Here is a 19,930-nt window from a genome sequence, read left to right on the forward strand (position 1 = left end):
AGTCAGCACACACTTAGACGAACTTCGGCTTCGCAAATATCGCGCCAAAAACAAATCAAGTTTGAATTCAACTAGTTGGAAAGTTACAACCCACAACCGGGGAAATATTTTCCCCCACTTAGCTCCCCCACCCACCCCGAACTTATTTCAAATTATGTATGAAAAAACCGCATATCTCGCGCGCGCGAATAACTGCCACGGATACTTACTCAACAACAAAAATTCGGGATTTTATTGCCTGCAGCAAATAGCAGTATCAATTATGAAACAGCATACAAGCTGTAACAGCAGAACTTCCACGTCGAACAAAGTCCCCCACCAGTGGGTGCATTCCCCCACCAGCCTAAGTTTCGACAAGGGTTAACTTCCCTTGAAACTGAACCCAGCTTAATCCACGAGCGCTTGACATACTTTGACACACTTTCACCACAGACAACTACCGAGCCCGCTTTTTCGCTCAGTAAAAGTGGAGAATCCAGGTACAAAGTTGCAGCATGAAATGCTATCGATCCTCAATATTTACTGAGTAACGTGCGCCGCTTTAATACGGCAGCACTCACTACCAAAGCGGACACCAAACCAACCCACTTCGACTTGAGTATTTCGCTGAAGATATTGCTCATACGCGTTTTTGATAATTAAACAGGCACGATCATTGCTGACGCCGATTCAGAACCCTTCGACCGGGCTGCCCCCCAGCCAGTGTCATTTCGAGAGGACTGAATCATGCACAACAGATTGGCCCTACTGACAAGTTCGATCCTGCTTGCGTCACTCTGTGGCGGCACGGCGCAGGCAGCACTCTACGCTGTAGACCCGGGTGTCCCTGGAGAGCGCCCCTACCCCCTCGATAGCGGGAACAAGACCGGGTACGCCGCCTGGTATCAGGACACCCATGGCCGGATCCTGGACCTGTGCCTGAGCAAGGCGGTCAGCTCTCGCACAGCACCCACACCCGGGGCGCCTGCGTACATGTGCGTCCTCAACCCGGCACCCGGAGAGTTTGATGACACCCAACCCGTCGTCTTTCCGACCAACTATCCCGATGAAACCTTCTGGTACGCCGCGGACGGCGCCATAACCGACGCTGCCAGTGGCATCGACCTGACCTACGTTGCGGCCATCGAAGCGGCGTTCAACGGCGAGATCGCGGACGGTCACCAACTGAGCTTCGCCCGTATCCGCATTCGCGTGGATGTTCCCGTAGCCGGCGTGTACACGGTTACCCACCCCTATGGCGTCGAAGTGTTCAACGTAACGCCCGAAGAGTTCGCCGACACCGGCGGCACCCGGGCAATCAACATGACCCGCGATATCGGCATCGGTCCATCCGGGGACTATACCGGCGCGCTGAAGGGTGACATCGGCCCCTTCCTGCGCAGTCTCAATGGTCCCTACACCGAGACCAACCCGGAAACCGGCCAGCAGGAGAAATTCATCGGCGACCCGAATCTGGAGGAGCAAGTGACTGGCAGCCCCTTCAATACCAACTACCTGCGTGTCCAGGGTCCCAACGGCATCGATACTCGCAGCGACACATTCTCCGTTTCCGGCAAGCTCAGCGCCGTGGATCTGCCTGCCCCAGCCTTGGTCAAGCGTGCCAGCTACTCGCGCGGCAACTCCTCCGGTGGTGTGGTCGCGCATCAGGATGTCTTCACCATGGCTCCTCCGCCTCCCGGTACGGTCAACTTCCTGGACAGCACAGGCGCTACCGTGACCATGACGGAAGCCAATTCGACCGGCAGCTGGTATGGCCAGTCGACAGTCAATCCGTCGGTACCGGCGACTTTGCAAGTGACCGCCGACAACCACCTGGCGGTCCCTACCCTCCTGGCGCCAACCACCGTCCCCGTGCAACTGACCGATCTGGTCACCATCAGCCGCGCCGAATACAGCCGCAGTACCGGTCGACTGACCATCGAGGCCTCGACCAGCGACCGCATCACGCCACCAAACCTGACCGCCTACGCCGGCAAGAGTGGTGCGCTGATCGGTGAACTTTCCGGCGGCGCCGACAAGTCGCTGTCGCCTAACGCCGGCACAGTCCCTCCGGCGACCATTCGGGTGACTTCGGCGAACGGCGGCAGCGATACAGAAGAAGTGGTCATCGTCCAGTGACCCATCCGAATTCGGATCAAGAGCCAGGAGGTAACATGAACAAGTGGCCACGTTTCATATTCAACACACTGAGCCTGTCCATCGCCATGGCAGGCGGTGCCAGCGCCGCCCTGCAGAGTTTCGATCCGGGACCCTACACCCTCGCCACCGGCCGGTTCCCGATGTGGTATCAGGACTTCAACAGCGTGAAGCTGGAGCTCTGCCTGTCCAAGACAGTCAGCTCCCGCGCACCGGGCACCCCTGACGCCCCCGGCTACATGTGTACCATTCCCGCCGAAGGCGGCTTCAATCCCGCCGAGCCCATCATCTTTCCCAATAACTGGCCAGGCGAAAGCTTCTGGTTCACCGCTGACGCCAGCGTCGGCGACAGAACCTACGGCATCGAGCAGTACGTCGCCGCACTGGAAGCGGTGGCCGGCGAAGGCGAGATCGTCGATGGGGAACAGCACAACTTCGCCCGCATCCGTATCCGCGCCGCCGTTCCCACCGCGGGCATGTACACCGTGCGCCATCCGTACGGGACCAAGGTGTACGTCGTCTCCACGACCGGGCGACGGGCGATCAACGACACCAGTGATATCGGCATCGCCACGCTCAATTACTCGGGCGCCTTGCAAGGAGCACTCGGGCCGTTCCTGTACAGCGCGACCGCCCCCAACAGCCTGACCAATGAAGCCGGTACGGAGATCGCCCGCTACTTCACCGAAACCAACCCGGAAACCGGCCTGCAGGAAAAATTCGTCGGCGACCCGAACATCCCTGACCAGGTGCGCGGTAGCCCGATCCTTGATGAACAGGGCAACCCGCAGAACTATGTGGAGATCTCAGGTCCTGCGGGCACACTGCGCACCAATCTGCTCTCGATCTCAGGCAAGATCTACGACGACCGTACCCAGACGCCGGTGGAGGTGGAGCGCGTCACCTACCAGCGTGACAGCAACGGCTCGCAGGTCGAAATATTTGCCGACTCGTTCCGTACCAACAACAGTACCCAGGCAGTGGCGCCGGCTGCATCGACAGTGTGTTACCGCACCACTCTCATCCTCACCGGTACGCCACCGGGACCGTGCCTGCCTGGCGCGAATTTGTTGACGGATAACAACGGCTATTTCTACACCCACTTTACGACACCCGCTGCCCCGCCATCAGTGGTGGTGCTGACAGCAAGCGAATTGGGTGGCGCGAACAAACCCACCTCGGTATCACGTACGCCAGTCGATGTGGTGAAAGTCAGTACGGCTCGATACGACCCGGCCAATCACCGCCTGACCATCACCGCGAGTTCCAGCGACAAGGTCCTCAATCCCGGCCTCGTCGCCCAGGGATACGGTCCTCTGCCAGTAGATGGAACGCTGGTGGTCAATGATCTGACCCAGCCACCGGAAAGCGTCACCGTGAAATCGGCTGCTGGCGGAGCGGACAGTGAGCCTGTGACCGTTACCGGCATCGTCGAAGTCCCTGCCGACAACGAAAAACCCCTGGCCGTGGCGGATAACATCAGCACCAGTTCGGGCGTACCGATCACCATCAACGTGCTGGCCAATGACAGCGATCCCGACAACAACACTCCGCTGACCATCGGCAGCTTCGTACCGCCGGCGGCAGGCCAGGGTACGGTGACGCTCAATGGCACCACCAGCCTGACCTACACGCCACCGGCGACCAATGTCCCGCTGCAGGCGACCTTCAGCTACATCGCCCTCGACAACAAAGGCCTCGCATCGGAGCCAGCAACGGTCACGGTCAACGTGAGCCCGAACCAGGCACCTGTCGCCAATAACGACACCGCAGCCACCCAAGGTGGAACGCTGACGCTCAACGTATTGCTCAACGACGCCGACCCCGAAGGCAACGCCCCCTTGAGCGTCATCATCCTCACCCAGCCGGCGGCTGGCCAGGGCAGTGTCAGTACCGACGGCACGGTGGTGACCTACACCGCACCGCAGAACATCACGAGTGCCTTTTCCACCACCTTCACCTATCAGGTCCGGGATTCGCTCGGAGCACTTTCGGCACCGGCCACCGTCACCGTGCAAGTCACACCCTTGGTAACGCAGGAGAACTTGGTGCTGACCTCCGCCGTGGCACGGGCGCGCGCCAACGACCGCTTCACCTGGGACCTGTCTGGGACAACCTCGGCCGTGGTCGGAAACACCATCACCGTTCAGGTCTCCACTGCCAGTGGCCTGGTTACGTTGGGCAGCACTACAGTGCCGGTCACCGGCCGCTGGCGGCTGTCGGCGACCACCACGACCGTAGTGCCCAGCGCCAACCCAACGGTCACGATCCGATCATCGCTTGGAACCGTGCGCACGGCACCGTTGGTGGTCCAGTAGCGACTCGCCCCACCTTCGTCACCGGAGGTGGGGCGCACCCAATGAAAGCGTCTTGATTCGAATCTGAAAGGAACCGACCTGGTGGATCACTCGCAAGCCACTCTCAATGAGTGGCCAGGCAGCTAAGTAGCCACCCTCGGAAACCTGCCTGCCGTAGTGCTTCCCCCGGAATGCGCTACTAAGGTGGCGAAGCTCGGCCAGCCTCACCTTCTCCGATTGCTCAGTCGCCCATCGACCCCAAAAGCCACTGGCAAAAGATCTCGGCAGAAGCAGAGCGCTTGCGATGCTTGAGCGACACAAGGAATTCACCATTGCCTGTCACGCATTCAAAAGGTGTCACCCGCTGCAGTTCTCCCTTGGCCAGCGCCTCATCCGCCATGAACGTCCACGCCAGGCCGATGCCCATGCCTTGCTGAACGGCGCGATAGGCCAATGTCAGCTGGTTGAAGACCGGGGCTTTGTCCCGCGCTACATAGTCGATGCCAAAGTGGCCAAACCATTGGCGCCAGTCCAGGCATTGCCAGGCGCAGGTGTCGATCTGCACCAGGTTGGCTTGCGCCAACTGCTCCAGCGTCTTGACCGCCGAGACATCCAGTGAAGGATGCGCCACGGCATAGACGATTTCCGGCAGCAGGAAATCGCTGTCCAGCGAGGGCCATTCGCCAGAACCGTAGAGAATGCCCACGTCAAAATCATTCAGGCTGGCCTCGTCGAACTCGTTGATCGCATGCACGTGCACGGCGATGTCGGGGTAGGCCTTGTTGAATTCGATCAACTTGGGGAACAACCAGAACTGGGCCAGGGCATGGGTCGCCAGCACCGAGACGGCGTTGGATTGATGCACATTGCGAATTCGCGTGACGCTTTGGTACATCGTGGTGAGCAGCATGTTGACCGTCATCAGCAGCTCCTCGCCGGCGCCGGTCAAGGTGACACCCCGCGGTTTGCGCTCGAACAGCGCAACGCCCATGCCGTCCTCGAGCAGGCGCATCTGTTTGCTCACGGCGCTCTGGGTCAGAAACATTTCGCCAGCGGCCCCCGTGAAGCTTTTGTGGCGTCCCACAGCCTCGAACGTGATCAGGGTCTCCAAGGGGGGCAAGGTACGCAGGTAACGGTTGATGAGGATTCTCCAGGCTTGGTGACTGCACACCGACATTCCCATGCGGAATGGGTGACCCACTTTTTATCGCAGGTGGCGCTTATATAGCATGGCTAGAATGCCGCTAAACAGCCTGTCAGAGCCGAGAAGATGAACAGTGGGATTGTATTTGCGATATTGGCAGGTGCCATTTGGGGTGGAGTGATTATCGGCCCTTCGTTGCTGCCCGAATTCAACGCCGTGCTGATCAGCAGTGTGCGGTTTACCCTCTATGGGCTGATCTCGCTTCTCGTGGCTTTGCCCATTGCATCGCGCCTGCTCGCCCGTTTGACGCGCAAGGATGTCTTTATACTGCTGCGTTTGTCATTGACCGGTAATGTCCTGAACTACGCGCTGTTGGGCGCTTCCGTACAACTGAGCGGGGTGACGGCGGCGGCCCTGATCAACGGCATGATGCCGGTTGCCATTACCTTTCTGGGGCGTGGCGATGCGGGGTCCCTGCCCCTGACAAAGCTCAAGCTGCCCCTGTTGCTGGTATTCCTGGGCATCGTATCGGTCAGTCTGGAGCACTCAGGCGCGCGGGCGGCGGGTACGTCACTGTCTTCCCAGTTGCTGGGCCTGGCCTGCGGCTTCAGCGGTGTGGTCTGCTGGTCGTGGTACGCCACCCACAATGCCCGTTATCTCAAGCAAAGCCATTTCAACAGTAGCGAATGGTCGACACTGCTGGGCATCGTGACGGGCATCGTGGCAGTCGTGTTCGGCATCGCTGCCTTGATGTTGTTCCCCAACCTGGTACCGGCTCAGGTTGAAAGCAGCCGCTGGATGGCGTTGCTGTGGGTCTGCCTGTTCCTTGCACTGTGTGGTTCGTGGCTGGCCAACGGGCTGTGGAATGCCTGCTCGCGTCGAATGGCCACGTCGTTGAGCGGGCAGATGATCGTGTTCGAAACGCTGTTTGCCTGTGTCTACGGTTTTCTGTTCAGCCAGCGGGTGCCTGGTTTGATGGAGGTTACCTCGATCGTGTTGCTGGTGGGTGGCGTGGTCTGGGCGGCGAAGCGTCACCGCGTGGTCCCGGTGAAACATGCAGAACCGTAGCCGCTGCAGGCAAATCCCACAGTCTAAATAGCTCCGCACCCTTTTCAGCCCTCCCTTTTCAGCCCTCCCTTTTCAGCCCCTCCAACACCCTGATCCATCTCATCGATCATGCCCAACAAGGAATGCGCAGAACCACTCTTGACCCGCCCACCTTGGAAATAGTTGTACAAAAAAATTGACTTGTACAGGCCGCATCCTATCCTTCAAATAGCTATACAAAACTCATGTACCTGTACAAGAAAAAGAAACAGGGGAAATTCCATGCCTGCCAGCAATGGAGACACGACGTGGCTGATTTCTTGCGATGTTTCGCCAGCGAATTTGCAGCGCTGGACGGCAGCAATCTGCACAGGCTCGAGCAGCTGTACAGTCACGACGTACGCTTCAGTGATCCGCTCCATGAGATCCAGGGCCTGCCAGCGCTGCAGGAATACTTCACTGAGCTATACGCCAACGTCAGCGAGCTTGGCTTCACGTTCCACGGCCATGACCAGGTGCAGGACGGCGTCGGTTACCTACGCTGGACCCTGCATTATCGCCATCCCCGCTTGCACCATGGCCAACCCATAGAGGTCGTTGGCTGTTCGTACCTGCTGTGGCACGAAAAGGTGTATCAGCATCGCGACTACTTTGATGCAGGCGCCCTGCTCTATGAGCACTTGCCCCTGATGGGCACCGCGATTGGCTGGCTGAAAGGGAGGTTGGCATGAAACGCATCTGGCTCACCGGAGCCAGCAGCGGCATAGGTGCCGCCCTGGCGGAGATCCTGTTGACCCAAGGTCATTTCCTGGCTGTCAGCGCCCGCAATGCAGAGGCCCTGGAAAAACTACACGGGGGTTATCCGCAGCAGGTACTGCTTTTGCCCGGCGACCTGACCGAGCCAGGCGTAGTTCAAGCCATGGGTGAGCGAATCGGGCAAGCCTGGGGCCACCTGGACCAGGTCATCCTCAACGCTGGCACCTGCGAGTATGTGGACTCAGGCGCCTTTGAAGCCTACATGATCGAACGTGTGATGCGGGCCAATCTGTTTTCCGCCGCCTATTGCGTGGAAGCTGCCCTACCGCTGTTGCGCAAGGCTGCGCGGCCGCATCTGGTGGCCGTGTGCAGCTCGGTGACCTACCTGCCGTTACCGCGCGCCGAAGCGTACGGCGCCTCCAAGGCGGCAATGCGTTACCTGTTTCAATCGTTGCGCATCGACCTGGCACACGAGGGTATCGACGTCACGCTCGTCAGCCCGGGCTTCGTCGATACGCCACTCACGCGACAGAACGATTTTCCGATGCCGATGCGTTGGCCGGTCGGCAAAGCTGCCGTCTACATCGCCACCCGACTGGAAAAACGACCCCTGGAAATTGCCTTTCCCGGGCCATTCATTGCCGCCCTGCGCGCACTGGCCTTATTGCCTCAACGCCTGCAACTGACGCTGGGCAGACGCATGGCGCGTCCGGTCACGCAAGAGCCATCATGAAAATCGCCATCATCGGCAGCGGCATTTCCGGCCTGACCTGCGCCCACCTGCTCAACCGTCGGCACGATGTCACGGTATTCGAGGCCAGTGACTGGATCGGTGGCCATAGCCATACCGTTGACGTTGAGGTTCAGGGCGAACGCCATGCCATCGATACAGGTTTTATCGTCTTCAACGACTGGACCTATCCCAATTTCATCCGTCTGCTGGATCAACTCGGCGTGGCCTCGCAACCCACCGAGATGAGCTTCTCGGTTCGGGATCCGCAGACCGGCCTCGAATACAATGGCGGCAACCTCAACCAGGTGTTTGCCCAGCGGCGCAATCTGCTTTCACCCGGATTCTGGGGCATGTTGCGCGAGATTCTGCGCTTCAATCGCCAAGCCCTGCGTGACCTCGACGAACAGCGCATAACCGCCGACACCACGCTGGGAGACTATCTGCGGCAAAACGGCTACGGCCAGCGTTTTATCGAACATTACATAGTGCCCATGGGGTCGGCTATCTGGTCGATGTCACTGGGCGACATGCAGCGTTTTCCGCTGCAATTCTTCGTGCGCTTTTGCAAAAATCACGGGCTCCTGTCAGTCACCCATCGGCCGCAATGGCGTGTGGTCAGCGGCGGTTCGCGTCGTTACGTAGCCGCGCTGAGCGAAGGCTTTGTCGAGCGAATCCACTTCAATTGCCCGGTATATCGGGTGGAGCGTGACGTGGGTGGGGTCACCCTGCACTGTGCGACAGGCAGCACGCGTTTTGACAACGTCGTGTTCGCCTGTCACAGCGACCAGGCGTTACGGCTGCTGGCCGCTCCCAGCCAGGCCGAGCGGGAGATACTCGGCGCACTGCATTACGCCGACAACGATGTGGTGCTGCACAGCGATACCCGCCTGTTGCCGAACCGTCGCCGAGCGTGGGCGAGCTGGAATTACCGCCTCGGCGGCTCGGCCCGGCAGCTGGCCGCTGTCACCTACAACATGAATATCCTCCAGGGGCTTTCGAGCAACACCACCTTTTGCGTCAGCCTGAACCAGACTGCGGCCATTGACCCGGGCAAAATCCTCAAGCGCTTGCGCTACGCCCATCCGCAATACAGCCAGGCAGGCCTGGTCGCACAGGCACGCTGGCAAGAATTACAGGGTGCCCGGTTCAGCTATTACTGCGGCGCCTACTGGGCCAACGGTTTCCACGAGGATGGCGTGGTCAGCGCCTTGCGAGTGGCAGCCGCTTTCGGAGAACAGTTGTGAACAGCGCGTTGTACCGCGGCTGGGTCAGCCACCGACGGCTGCTGCCGCGCGCCCATGGGTTTCGCTACCGCATGGGTATGCTCTACCTCGACCTGGCGGAACAACCGCAGGTGCTGGGCTTATCCTGGCTCGCCGGACATTCGCGCTGGGCCGCCTTCGCCTTCCGCGAAACTGATTACCTGCCGCTAGCAACGCGTCAGGGCATGACCCTGAGCGATGCAGTGCGCCAGCGCGTGGAACAGGCCCTTGGCCACGCGCCGCAGGGAGGCATCTGCCTGCTCACCCAGCCGCGCAGCTGGGGTCTGTCTTTTAATCCAATCAGCCTGTTTTATTGCTTCGAGCCCGACGGCAGCCTGGCCGCCATTCTCTGCGAAGTCAGCAATACCCCCTGGCGCGAGCGTTACCACTACGTACTGCCGACCCAGGCAACCGGTGAGTCATGCCACAGGGTCGCCAAGGGCTTTCACGTCTCGCCCTTCCTGCCTCGAGACCTGGAGTACCGCATGCGCTTTTCCGCTCCCGGGCAAACGCTGCACGTGACCATGCAGGATTGGCAGGGTGAGCAAAAAATATTTGAAGCCGGCCTGGGCCTGGAGCGTGTCGAACTGACGCGCCAAAGCCTGCATCGCCACCTTCTGGACTTTCCCTGGATGACCGGCAAGACCCTGCTCGGCATTTACTCGCAGGCCCTGCGTCTGCTGCTCAAGCGTCTGCCGCTGTTCTCCCACAAAGCCGCCGCCGGTGAATACCGCACCGCGAACCTGGAGTCTCGCCATGACGAACCCTAGCCTGACCCCGATAACGTGTGGCGCTGCTGCCAACGGGATAGGCGCCCGTATGCTGAAGAAAGGCGTCTTGCGTCAACTGGCGCAGCTGCGCCACGGGCATCTGGTGATCATCGTCGACGGTGAGCCACTGAGCTTCGGCCAGCCTGGTGCGGCACCCCATGGCGAAATCGAAGTGCACAATGCGGCGCTCTGGCCAATGCTGGCGGTGAATGGCTCAATTGGCGCTGGCGAGGCCTATATCCATGGGTACTGGAGCAGCCCCGACCTGACGGCCGTGGTCCGGGTATTCGTTGCCAACCTCGACGTGCTGGATGGAATGGAGCGTGGCCTGGCACGTCTACGCCGTCCACTGGTAAAAGCACTGCACTGGCTCAACCGCAACACCCGCCAAGGCTCGCAGCGCAACATTCGCGCGCACTACGACCTGGGCAATGCGCTGTTTGAACAACTGCTGGACCCCAGCATGATGTACTCGGCAGCCATGTTCCGCTCCAACAGCGATAGCCTCGAACAAGCTCAGATGTACAAGCTGGAGCGCATCTGCCAAAAGCTCGATCTCAAACCCGGTGACCACCTGCTGGAGATCGGCACGGGCTGGGGCGCCATGGCCATTTATGCGGCCACCCGCTACGGCTGCAAAGTCACGACCACCACGCTGTCGCGTGAGCAGTTTGCCTACGCCCGGCGCCTGATCGAAGAACAGTCCCTGGAAGATCGCATCACCCTGCTGCTGCAGGACTATCGTGACCTGACGGGCAAATACGACAAGCTGGTGTCGATCGAGATGGTCGAGGCCGTCGGCCACCGCTTCCTGCCCACCTACTTCAAACAGTGCGCCCACCTGCTCAAGGACCACGGGCTCATGCTGTTGCAGGTCATCACCATTCGAGACCAGCGCTACGAGCAGGCGAAAAAAACCGTCGACTTCATCCAACGCTATATCTTCCCGGGAGGCGCCTTGCCTTCGGTGAGCACCCTGCTGCACACCATCAGTCGCGACACCGACCTGAACCTTCATCACATGGAAGATTTCGGCCTGCATTACGCACGCACGCTTCGCCTGTGGCACGACAACCTGAGGCGCAGTCGACACAACCTGGAAGCGTTGGGCTACGACCAGGCATTTTTCCGCCTGTGGGAATTTTACCTGTGCTACTGCGAGGGCGGCTTTCTGGAACGAAGCATCGGCACTGCGCACCTTTTACTCGCCAAACCCGGGGCACGGCCGCAGCCGTTCGGCCTGGAGGCGTGAGCGTGCGAGGCCGGTTGTTGCTCAACGCAGGGCTTTTCCAGATCGGTTGGTTCGCCTGCGTGCTGGGGGCGCAACGGCCGTGGCTGTTGCTGATTGCAATGACCTGCCTGGCCATACACCTGCTATGGATTTCCAACACCCCTGAGGAGTGGCGTTGTCTGCTCAAGGTGTCCGCCTGCGGCTGGGTCCTGGACAGTGCTCTATTGCACCTCGGGGTATTCCGGTTTCCCGGTGCCGCGCTCATTTTGCCGCTCTGGCTGGCAATACTCTGGGTACTTTTCGCCAGCACTTTGCGTCACAGCCTGAGCTGGACAGCGCGTCCCTGGTGGGTGGGTAGCCTACTGGGGGCTACTGGCGGGCCTCTCTCCTACTGGGGGGGCGCCAGCCTGGCAGACGTGGAGCTACCGCTGGGTGTTTGGCCCAGCATTCTGATACTCGCATTGATTTGGGCGATGTTGATGCCGGCATTGCACTGGATGGCCGGACAGCCTGCTCGTTGACTCAAGACTGCTTGCGAAAGAACAAGGTGATCTGGCCAACCTCCACATCGAACTTGGTCATGAACGAGCGATTGATCAGGGTGTTCTTGTCCATCAAGTACATCCAGTCGTCCAGATGAACCTCATACTCCTTGCCATCCACCGGCAACCTCAGCACATAGCTCCAGCGCAACGCATTACCTGCCACCTCACCACGCGCCTCGCCCACCACGTCGCCAGCGGTTCCACGCCATTGGCCAGGTCCGGCCGGGGTTAACGTCCACACCCGTTTTTGCCGAGTACCGTCGCTGTACGTAAATGACTCGTCGAGGATCAGCCGGTTACCTTCGGAGTGGCCGATGACCTCTACGTGGAAGCGTTTGGTGACCTCGCCTGAGCGCTTCTGAAACATGCCCCAGGCTTCAACCCGCCCCTCGAAAAATTCGCGCAAATCAAGCTTGGGCGATTCCTGGCTGTAGGTCTGCACATCCACCCGGCTGCAACTTGCAAGGCCGATGCACAGCAACAGTAGCCATATCCTCAACATGCGCAGATCCTCAACGGTTTCAGGGTTTCGGGGTGCCCAGCAATTGGGCGCGTAGCTGCGGATCGCGGGTTCGGGGGTCAAGCCAGATGGCGAAAAAGGCTTCGGCGAACGCCTCATCCCTCACCACATGCCGCAGAGTCTCTGCGACGTAAAAACGTGCGCCCTCTCGGGGCAAATAGACGCCTGTGATGCGGTCACCGGCGCGCACATCGACAAACGCCTTCTGCATCTCGCGCTCCCAACGGGCCATCAGTTGCGAATTCGGCGGGGTGGGCGACAGGCGCCGCATTTCCTTGATGCTGGCCTCGACCAGATCCTCGCGACTGATCGAGCGACGGTAGGTCAGCTCCAGCGCAAACGGCACATCCGCGCCTGGCGGATTACCGGCAAGCAGGCGCGGGCTCCACAATTGCGCGCTGTAGATGGAGAAACCGAATACGCGCATCTCCCCGCCCCCCATCCGACGCGCATCGGGCAGGGCCTCGCGCCAATCAGCCAACAGTCCTGGACTCTGGAGCATCAGAACAAGACAGACCGCGTGGCGGATAAAGCGGTCTGTCTTCATACGTGCAAAGGCCTCGATGCGCCTCAAGGGACCTTTAAAAGCTATACCAAATTATAATTTTGTACAGCTAATACCCCTAAGTGCGGTCTGTGTTGGAAGGCGGTCACCGACGAACTCAAGCACTTATGCAAATCACTCCCCCGCCACCTCCCTGACAATGTCAAAGAAGGTCGTCAGGATGCGTCGGGAACTCTGCGCCCGAAGGCAAACCAGGGTTTCGGTGAAGCGATGCTGGCAATCGACGATCGGCAATCCGCGAATGCGCGAATCCGAACCGAGCTCGGCCGCCGAGACGACGCCCACACCCATGCCGATGGCCACGGCCTCGCGCGCCGCTTCACGCCCCTCCACCTCGATGGCCTTGCGAACGCGCAAGCCCGCCGTCGCCATCGCCTCTTCCAGGGATAGCCGCGTCACCGAGCCCTGCTCGCGCAACACCAGGGGCGTGTTGTCCAGGTCGGCGAGGCAGATGGATGTTCGCTGTGCCCAGGGATGGTCATGGGCGACGAAGGCGAGCATCGGGTCGCTGCGCAGCGGCAGCTTGAGCAACCGGTCATCTTCGATATTGCGCCCCAGCAGGGCGATGTCGGCCTGGTGGCCGAACAACCGCTGCAGGACCTCATCGGTGTTGGCCGTTTCAACTTTCACATCCACACCCGGGTATCGCGCACAGAAGCGCGCGACATAGGGCAGTACATGCACCGGCGCGTCCACAGCCAGGTTGAGGGTGCCCGTCGACAGCGTGCGGTAGTCCATCAACATGTCGTGGGCATCGACGCTGATGTCGAACAGGCGCTGGGTCAGGCCGAACAAGCGCTCGCCCACTTCGGTCAGGCGCACCAGGCGTTTGTCACGGTAAAACACCATCACACCGTAGTAATCCTCGAGCTTGCGCACCTGGTCGGACACCGCCGGCTGGGACAGGCACAGCTGCTCGGCCGCGCGGGTGAAACTGCCATGGGTGGCCACGGCGTGGAAAGCCTTGAGCTGGGTATGGGAAATGGTCATGGGTGGCCTTCCTATAGTTTCAACTTATTCATGCATACGATAAATCGATTTTATTTATGAACAATGAACTGCAAGGATGGATTTCGCAAATGCCTTAGCCGCTGAGCCGCAGCGCTAATCACTCAGGAATGCCTAATGGAAATCGAACGTTTCGCCACGGTAAAACGCCGTTCGGACATGGTCCGGCATGACAACGTCCTCTACATCGGAGGCCAGGTTGCCTCGGACCTCAGCGGCGGTATCGAGGCACAGACCCACGAGGTGCTTTGCGCGATCGAGCAGCTGTTGCTCAGTGCCGGCAGCCACCGCAACCGGGTGCTTTCGGTGCGCATCCTGCTGGCCCATCGCGAGGACTACGAAGGGCTGAACAGGGTCTGGGACGAATTTTTCCCCGAAGGCCACGCCCCCGCACGCGCTTGCACCCTGGCCAATCTGATCGACCCCGGTTGGCGCGTGGAAATGATCGTGGTCGCTGCGTGCGGCTGATCGCTTCCTCAATCCCACCGCCCTACCCCGATCCCCTGATGGAGACACCCCATGCGCCCCTACTGGCTCGACCAGGCCCTGAAAAGCCAATCCGACACGCCCTGCCCGCCCTTGCGCCAGGACACCCAGGCCGATGTCTGCATCGTCGGCGGCGGTTACACCGGTCTGTGGACCGCCATCATGCTCAAGGAACAGAACCCCGAGCTGGACGTGGTCATCGTCGAAGCGGACATCTGCGGCGCCGGTGCCAGTGGACGCAACGGCGGCTGTGCGCTGTCCTGGTCGGCCAAGTTCTTCACCCTGGAGCGCTTGTTCGGCGTCGAGGAGGCGGTGCGCCTGGTCAAGGAATCGGAACAGAGCATTTACGCCATCGGCGACTTTTGCAAAAAATACGCGATGGACGCCGACTACCGTCTCGATGGCACGCTCTACACCGCGACCAACCGCGCCCAGGTCGGCTCGACGGACGGGGTGATCGCAGCGCTGGAGCGCCATGGCATCAATTCCTTCAGCAAGCGCGCGCTCCCTGAAGTGCAACGCATGTCGGGTTCAACCCGGCACGTCGAAGGCTGGTTCTCTCCCGCGGCGGCCAGTGTGCAACCGGGCAAGCTGGTGCGCGGCCTGCGCCGGGTGGCCCTCGAACTTGGTGTGCGAATCCACGAGGGTTCGCCAATGACCGGCCTCGAACACGGGCTGCCGGCCACCGTCAAAACGCCGGGCGGGCGCGTCGTGACCAAGCGCGTGGTCTTGGCCATCAACGCCTGGATGGCCCGAGCTTTTCCGGAGTTTTCGCGCTCGGTGGCGATTGTCTCCAGCGACATGATCATCACCGAGCCACGTCCCGACCTGCTCGAAAAAATCGGCCTGACCAGCGGGGTCACCGTGCTCGACTCGCGCATCTTCGTGCACTACTACCACAACACCCCGGACGGCCGGATCATGCTCGGCAAAGGCGGCAATACCTTCGCTTATGGCGGGCGCATCCTGCCGGTGTTTGACCAGCCTTCGCCCTACAAGGGGTTACTGCGCAATACCCTGAGCGAGTTCTTTCCGGACTTTGCCGATGTCGGCATTGCCGCCACCTGGAACGGCCCGTCCGATCGCTCCGTCACCGGGCTGCCGTTCTTCGGCCGCATGGGCGCAAGCGGCAACGTGTTTTATGGCTTCGGCTATTCCGGCAGCGGCGTCGGGCCCTGTCACATGGGAGGGCAAATTCTCTCGTCGCTGGTGCTGGGCGTGGACAATCCCTGGACACGCTCACCGCTGGTGCAAGGTCCACTCGGCCACTTCCCGCCAGAACCGATCCGCTACCTGGGCTCGCTGATGGTGCGCAACGCCATCCGGCGCAAGGAGCATGCCGAGGACCGCAACCTGCGCCCCCGTCGGCTGGATGTGCGCCTGGCGAAATTCGCCGCGGCGGCCGGCAAGTCGGACAAGGCCTAGCGCAGCGACAGATCTGCGATATCGGTTTGATGATCAACCCCGCCTGGCGCTTGCCAGGCGGGGTTTCTGAGTTTCAACCGTCTGATTTCGGCGTAAGTGCATCGCTGCGCCTCTATTTCAACTTATAAGCCCAGCTTGTTTGTGACATGTGATAAATCGATTTCAGTTATTTTTGTGCAAGTGTTTTGATCACTCCATGCATCACTCCCCCACAAAAACAACACCGCCGGAGAAGATCATGACCAAAGCTGAATTTCCGACCCCGCAGGCACTGGCTACACCAGTCTTGGGTGAACCCTACCTGCTGACCCCAGGGCCATTGACCACGTCCAGGGCCACCAAGGAAGCCATGTTGCGCGACTGGGGCTCATGGGACGTTGCCTTCAATCAAGTCACGGCCGAGGTTCGCCAGAACCTGCTGGGCATGGCGGGTGTAACGGATGACAGCTTCGCCTGCGTGCCGTTGCAAGGCAGCGGCAGCTACTCGGTGGAAGCGGCCCTGGCCACGGCCATCCCGCGTGACGGCAAGGCACTGGTGCTGATGAATGGCGCCTACGGCCAACGCGCCACCAAGACCCTGGAATACCTCGGTCGCGCCTTCATCACCCTGGACAAAGGCGATTACCTGCCGCCGCAGCCCGAGGAAGTCGACGCCCTGCTCAGGGACAATCCGGACGTCACCAACGTCTTCCTCGTCCATTGCGAAACCAGCTCAGGCATTCTCAACCCGCTGCGCGAAATCGCCGATGTGGTGAAGGCGCATGGCAAGAGCCTGATCATCGATGCCATGAGCTCCTTCGGCGCCGTGCCCCTGACGGTCAATGACATTGCGTTCGACGTGGTGGTGTCCTCTGCCAACAAATGCATCGAGGGTATCCCGGGGTTCGGTTTCGTCATCATCCGCCGCTCAGTACTGGAGGCCGCCAAGGGCCGCGCCAACTCGTTGAGCCTGGATCTGTACGAGCAGTGGGTGTACATGGAGCGCACCGGCCAATGGCGCTTCACCCCGCCGACCCACAGCGTCGTGGCGTTCCATAAGGCCCTGGAGCAACACGCTGCCGAAGGTGGCGTGCATGGCCGCCTGGCGCGCTACACGCGCAATCGCGATGTACTGGTTGCAGGCATGCGCAAACTTGGCTTCAAAACGTTGCTCGAAGACCGTTGGCTGTCGCCGATCATCACCACGTTCTTCAGCCCGGAACATCCGAACTTTGAGTTCAAGCGTTTCTACGACGAACTCAAGGCCCGCCAGTTCATCATCTATCCCGGCAAACTCACTGTTGCCGACAGTTTTCGTATCGGCTGCATCGGCCAGATCGACGAGTACATCGTCCATCAATTGCTGCGCGCCATCGCCGACAGTCTGGTGGCGATGAACGTCGACATGCATCTGCCGGCAGGCTGATCGCCCTTTAAAGGTCTTTGTCATTCGAGCACGGGTGCAATGGGTAGCACCTTTGGACAGGGATCTTTTTTTCAACATGGACTCGCTGACTGAGCACCAGGCGCAGCCGGGCAAGCGTCAGCGACCGCGTCAAGTTAATGCTTAAAGCTGGATGCCACCTCACGGCCATCTCATCGATGTCGTGTGCGTGGACTGACTTTCTGTACCGAAAACAAAAACAAAACCCATTACTTTGCGCTGTCTGGCACCACATACGGGATCAGAACACCATGAACAAGAACGCTACAAGTCCTCTCGCAACCGGCTGGAAATCGCTCCAGCGTTGGCGTGTGCAAGTTTTCCTGATTACCTGGGTGGCATATGCCGCTTTCTACTTCACCCGCAAGGCGTTTTCCGTCGCGAAACTGGGCATTGGCGAAGACCCGGACTTCATGCTCGAAAAAGCCATGATGGCCAATCTCGACGCCCTCTACCTGACGGCCTATGCCGTGGGGCAGTTCCTGTGGGGCAACTTCTCCGACCGCTTCGGTCCCAGGGTCGTGGTCCTCAGCGGGCTGGTCATCTCGGCGTTGGCCGCGTTGCTCATGGGTACCTACGCCACCCTGCCGATTTTCGCCTCCTGCATGCTGGTCCAGGGCCTTGCCCAGTCCACCGGCTGGTCGGGGCTGTGCAAGAACGTCGGCAGTTTCTTCAGCACTGGCGAACGTGGCCGCGTCCTGGGTTTGTGGAGCACCTCCTACGCCTTCGGTGGCCTGGTCGCCACACCGTTTGCCGGTTGGTGGGCCTACAACCATTACCACGACTGGCGCCTCGCATTCATCAGCAGCGCCGTAGTGGTTCTGGTGGTGGCGGTGCTGTTCTTCTTCCTGCAACGCAACAAACCGGAAGACGTCGGCCTTCCTCCGGTCGAGATCGAAATCGAACCCGTCAGCAATGTCGTGGTGCCGCGCGAAAGCATGTGGGCCGGCTTACGCACGGTGATGAAAAATCGAACCGTGCTGGTGCTGGGCCTCGCCTACTTCATGCTCAAGCCAGCGCGCTACGCCATCCTCCTGTGGGGGCCGGTGATCATCTACGAACGCATGCCCGAGATCGGCAAGGTGGCCTCCGCCATCGTTCCCACCTCGTTTGAACTGGCTGGCCTGATCGGCCCGATCCTCATCGGTATCGCCTCGGACAAGTACTTCGGCGCCCGTCGCATCCCCGTCTGTGTCCTGAGCCTGGTGGTCCTGACTGTCTGCCTTGCGCTGTTCGTTCCGGCCATGCAAAGCGGCAGCCTCTACATCGTGGTCGGCCTGCTGTTCATGATGGGCCTGTCCCTCTACGGGCCGGACTCGATGCTCAGCGGCTCGGCGGCGATCGACTTCGGCAGCAAGGACGGCGCGGCCTCCGCGGCAGGCTTCGTCAATGGCTGTGGCTCGGTGGGTGCGGTGCTCGGCGGCCTGCTGCCGGGTTACTTCGACACCATCACCGTGTTCCTGGTGTTCACCGGCGCCGCACTGCTGGCCAGCCTCATGCTGGTGCCATTCTGGAACAGCCGCCCGAAAACGGTGGAAAACACGGTGTTGGCCTCGACACCCGTACAGCCGGTCATCCTCGGCACCAATTCCTGAACCCGACCCCCCTTAAACACTGATCACTGGAGCAATCATCATGAATTACAAACAACCTTCGCAATTGCAAGCCGTGGTTCTGGACTGGGCGGGCACCGTCGTGGATTTCGGTTCTTTCGCACCGACGCAGATTTTCGTCGAAGCCTTTGCCGAGTTCGGCGTCGCGGTGTCCCTGCAAGAAGCCCGCGGGCCGATGGGCATGGGCAAGTGGGACCACATCCGCACGCTGTGCAACGAGCCGCAGATTGCCGACCGCTACCATGCCGTCTTCGGCCGCTTGCCAACCGACGATGATGTCACCGCCCTCTACGAGCGCTTCATGCCGCTGCAGATCGAGAAGATCGCGCTGCACTCGGCGCTGATTCCCGGCGCGCTGGAGACCATCAACGGCTTGCGCGACAAGGGTCTGAAAATCGGCTCTTGCTCCGGCTACCCGGCCGTGGTCATGGAAAAAGTCGTGGAGCTGGCGCGCAAGAATGGCTATGTCACCGACCACGTGGTGGCGACCGACGAAGTGCCCAATGGGCGTCCGCACCCGGCTCAAGCCTTGGCCAACGTCATCGCGCTGGGCATCAGCGACGTCGCCGCTTGTGTGAAGGTCGATGACACCTGGCCAGGCATTCTCGAAGGGCGCAGCGCGGGCATGTGGACCGTCGCGCTGACCTGCTCCGGCAATGCGCTGGGCCTGACCTATGACGAGTTCAAGCGTTTATCCCTGGAGCAACTGGCCGAGGAACGCGCGCGCATCGTCAAGATGTTCGAAGGTTCGCGCCCGCACTACCTGATCGACACCATCGTCGATTTGCCGGCGGTCATCGAGGACATCAATGCGCGTCTGGCCCGTGGGGAAACCCCTCAGGGCTGCTGAGCCTGTCTGGCTTGTGCAACGAACTGACAGTGGCCGTCCCGAGGACGGTCACGACCAAAAACAACAAGAGAACACCACCATGATCTACGCCCATCCTGGTACTGAAGGCGCTATCGTTT

Annotated in this window: 18 protein-coding genes; 14 read left to right on the forward strand and 4 right to left on the reverse strand. The window is 60.4% G+C overall.

From position 1 onward, the window contains the following. Positions 1 to 726 precede the first annotated feature (726 nt). A complete protein-coding gene (locus PMI35_RS29630; protein WP_008055019.1) occupies positions 727 to 2,118 on the forward strand; it encodes a hypothetical protein in 1,392 nt (463 codons plus the stop codon). A 35-nt stretch (positions 2,119 to 2,153) separates the two neighbouring features. After that, complete coding sequence (locus tag PMI35_RS29625; protein ID WP_008055020.1) at positions 2,154 to 4,454, forward strand: Ig-like domain-containing protein; 2,301 nt, start codon at positions 2,154 to 2,156, stop codon at positions 4,452 to 4,454. Positions 4,455 to 4,674: 220 nt separating this feature from the next. On the opposite strand, the gene PMI35_RS29620 is transcribed toward PMI35_RS29625, so the two are convergent. Continuing rightward, a complete protein-coding gene (locus PMI35_RS29620; RefSeq protein ID WP_008055021.1) occupies positions 4,675 to 5,616 on the reverse strand; it encodes a LysR substrate-binding domain-containing protein in 942 nt (313 codons plus the stop codon). An 87-nt stretch (positions 5,617 to 5,703) separates the two neighbouring features. Between PMI35_RS29620 and PMI35_RS29615 the strand changes: the two genes are divergently transcribed. The 7 genes from PMI35_RS29615 to PMI35_RS29585 all read left to right on the forward strand — a co-directional run bounded on the left by PMI35_RS29615 (position 5,704) and on the right by PMI35_RS29585 (position 11,897). Beyond that, positions 5,704 to 6,645, forward strand: a complete 942-nt coding sequence (locus PMI35_RS29615) for a DMT family transporter (protein ID WP_008055022.1) — start codon at positions 5,704 to 5,706, stop codon at positions 6,643 to 6,645. Positions 6,646 to 6,932: 287 nt separating this feature from the next. Further along, positions 6,933 to 7,355, forward strand: a complete 423-nt coding sequence (locus tag PMI35_RS29610) for a nuclear transport factor 2 family protein (protein ID WP_032831286.1) — start codon at positions 6,933 to 6,935, stop codon at positions 7,353 to 7,355. Continuing rightward, on the forward strand, positions 7,352 to 8,113 hold the full coding sequence (locus PMI35_RS29605) for an SDR family NAD(P)-dependent oxidoreductase (RefSeq protein WP_008055024.1): 762 nt from the start codon (positions 7,352 to 7,354) through the stop codon (positions 8,111 to 8,113). Before PMI35_RS29610 ends, PMI35_RS29605 begins: the two co-directional genes overlap by 4 nt. Continuing rightward, entirely contained in the window at positions 8,110 to 9,357 is a 1,248-nt protein-coding gene (locus tag PMI35_RS29600) for an NAD(P)/FAD-dependent oxidoreductase (protein ID WP_008055025.1), read from the forward strand. Before PMI35_RS29605 ends, PMI35_RS29600 begins: the two co-directional genes overlap by 4 nt. Continuing rightward, positions 9,354 to 10,145, forward strand: coding sequence for a DUF1365 domain-containing protein (locus PMI35_RS29595; RefSeq protein WP_008055027.1), 792 nt, complete (start codon positions 9,354 to 9,356; stop codon positions 10,143 to 10,145). The genes PMI35_RS29600 and PMI35_RS29595 overlap by 4 nt, the downstream gene beginning before the upstream one ends. Further along, entirely contained in the window at positions 10,132 to 11,397 is a 1,266-nt protein-coding gene (locus PMI35_RS29590; protein WP_008055028.1) for an SAM-dependent methyltransferase, read from the forward strand. The genes PMI35_RS29595 and PMI35_RS29590 overlap by 14 nt, the downstream gene beginning before the upstream one ends. A 2-nt stretch (positions 11,398 to 11,399) precedes the next feature. Next, a complete protein-coding gene (locus PMI35_RS29585; RefSeq protein ID WP_008055030.1) occupies positions 11,400 to 11,897 on the forward strand; it encodes a DUF2878 domain-containing protein in 498 nt (165 codons plus the stop codon). Between the two features lies 1 nt (position 11,898). Here the strand turns inward: PMI35_RS29585 and PMI35_RS29580 are convergent, their stop codons facing one another. The 3 genes from PMI35_RS29580 to PMI35_RS29570 all read right to left on the reverse strand — a co-directional run bounded on the left by PMI35_RS29580 (position 11,899) and on the right by PMI35_RS29570 (position 13,996). After that, a complete protein-coding gene (locus PMI35_RS29580; RefSeq protein ID WP_008055032.1) occupies positions 11,899 to 12,423 on the reverse strand; it encodes a DUF3833 domain-containing protein in 525 nt (174 codons plus the stop codon). 19 nt (positions 12,424 to 12,442) lie between these two features. Continuing rightward, positions 12,443 to 12,988, reverse strand: coding sequence for a chalcone isomerase family protein (locus tag PMI35_RS29575; RefSeq protein ID WP_008055034.1), 546 nt, complete (start codon positions 12,986 to 12,988; stop codon positions 12,443 to 12,445). Positions 12,989 to 13,120: 132 nt separating this feature from the next. Continuing rightward, positions 13,121 to 13,996 carry a LysR substrate-binding domain-containing protein gene (locus PMI35_RS29570; RefSeq protein WP_008055035.1) on the reverse strand — a complete coding sequence of 292 codons (876 nt, stop codon included), beginning with the start codon at positions 13,994 to 13,996 and terminating at the stop codon, positions 13,121 to 13,123. A gap of 135 nt (positions 13,997 to 14,131) precedes the next feature. Here PMI35_RS29570 and PMI35_RS29565 point away from each other — a divergent pair, with 135 nt between their 5' ends. The 5 genes from PMI35_RS29565 (at position 14,132) to phnX (ending at position 19,811) form a co-directional block, all read left to right on the forward strand. Next, complete coding sequence (locus PMI35_RS29565) at positions 14,132 to 14,482, forward strand: RidA family protein (RefSeq protein ID WP_008055036.1); 351 nt, start codon at positions 14,132 to 14,134, stop codon at positions 14,480 to 14,482. Between the two features lie 51 nt (positions 14,483 to 14,533). After that, positions 14,534 to 15,925 carry an FAD-dependent oxidoreductase gene (locus PMI35_RS29560; protein WP_008055037.1) on the forward strand — a complete coding sequence of 464 codons (1,392 nt, stop codon included), beginning with the start codon at positions 14,534 to 14,536 and terminating at the stop codon, positions 15,923 to 15,925. Between the two features lie 238 nt (positions 15,926 to 16,163). Beyond that, positions 16,164 to 17,330: a 2-aminoethylphosphonate--pyruvate transaminase gene (locus PMI35_RS29555; RefSeq protein ID WP_008055039.1), complete on the forward strand. Its 1,167-nt coding sequence runs from the start codon at positions 16,164 to 16,166 to the stop codon at positions 17,328 to 17,330. Positions 17,331 to 17,599: 269 nt separating this feature from the next. Further along, positions 17,600 to 18,943: an MFS transporter gene (locus tag PMI35_RS29550; protein WP_008055041.1), complete on the forward strand. Its 1,344-nt coding sequence runs from the start codon at positions 17,600 to 17,602 to the stop codon at positions 18,941 to 18,943. A gap of 40 nt (positions 18,944 to 18,983) precedes the next feature. After that, the gene (phnX, locus tag PMI35_RS29545) at positions 18,984 to 19,811 is read left to right on the forward strand and encodes a phosphonoacetaldehyde hydrolase (RefSeq protein WP_008055042.1); all 828 of its coding nucleotides are present in this window, start codon (positions 18,984 to 18,986) and stop codon (positions 19,809 to 19,811) included. Positions 19,812 to 19,930 lie beyond the last annotated feature (119 nt).

The sequence above is a fragment of the Pseudomonas sp. GM78 genome (genome assembly GCF_000282475.1).
GTDB lineage: Bacteria > Pseudomonadota > Gammaproteobacteria > Pseudomonadales > Pseudomonadaceae > Aquipseudomonas.

Coding starts and splice junctions, on each gene's coding strand:
- PMI35_RS29570 (WP_008055035.1), bottom strand. CDS start 13,996: ATGACCATTTCCCATACCCAGCTCAAGGCTTTCCACGCCGTGGCCACC.
- PMI35_RS29620 (WP_008055021.1), bottom strand. CDS start 5,616: ATGGGAATGTCGGTGTGCAGTCACCAAGCCTGGAGAATCCTCATCAAC.
- PMI35_RS29605 (WP_008055024.1), top strand. CDS start 7,352: ATGAAACGCATCTGGCTCACCGGAGCCAGCAGCGGCATAGGTGCCGCC.
- PMI35_RS29550 (WP_008055041.1), top strand. CDS start 17,600: ATGAACAAGAACGCTACAAGTCCTCTCGCAACCGGCTGGAAATCGCTC.
- PMI35_RS29555 (WP_008055039.1), top strand. CDS start 16,164: ATGACCAAAGCTGAATTTCCGACCCCGCAGGCACTGGCTACACCAGTC.
- PMI35_RS29625 (WP_008055020.1), top strand. CDS start 2,154: ATGAACAAGTGGCCACGTTTCATATTCAACACACTGAGCCTGTCCATC.
- PMI35_RS29590 (WP_008055028.1), top strand. CDS start 10,132: ATGACGAACCCTAGCCTGACCCCGATAACGTGTGGCGCTGCTGCCAAC.
- PMI35_RS29615 (WP_008055022.1), top strand. CDS start 5,704: ATGAACAGTGGGATTGTATTTGCGATATTGGCAGGTGCCATTTGGGGT.
- PMI35_RS29560 (WP_008055037.1), top strand. CDS start 14,534: ATGCGCCCCTACTGGCTCGACCAGGCCCTGAAAAGCCAATCCGACACG.
- PMI35_RS29580 (WP_008055032.1), bottom strand. CDS start 12,423: ATGTTGAGGATATGGCTACTGTTGCTGTGCATCGGCCTTGCAAGTTGC.
- PMI35_RS29630 (WP_008055019.1), top strand. CDS start 727: ATGCACAACAGATTGGCCCTACTGACAAGTTCGATCCTGCTTGCGTCA.
- PMI35_RS29600 (WP_008055025.1), top strand. CDS start 8,110: ATGAAAATCGCCATCATCGGCAGCGGCATTTCCGGCCTGACCTGCGCC.
- phnX (WP_008055042.1), top strand. CDS start 18,984: ATGAATTACAAACAACCTTCGCAATTGCAAGCCGTGGTTCTGGACTGG.
- PMI35_RS29575 (WP_008055034.1), bottom strand. CDS start 12,988: ATGAAGACAGACCGCTTTATCCGCCACGCGGTCTGTCTTGTTCTGATG.
- PMI35_RS29565 (WP_008055036.1), top strand. CDS start 14,132: ATGGAAATCGAACGTTTCGCCACGGTAAAACGCCGTTCGGACATGGTC.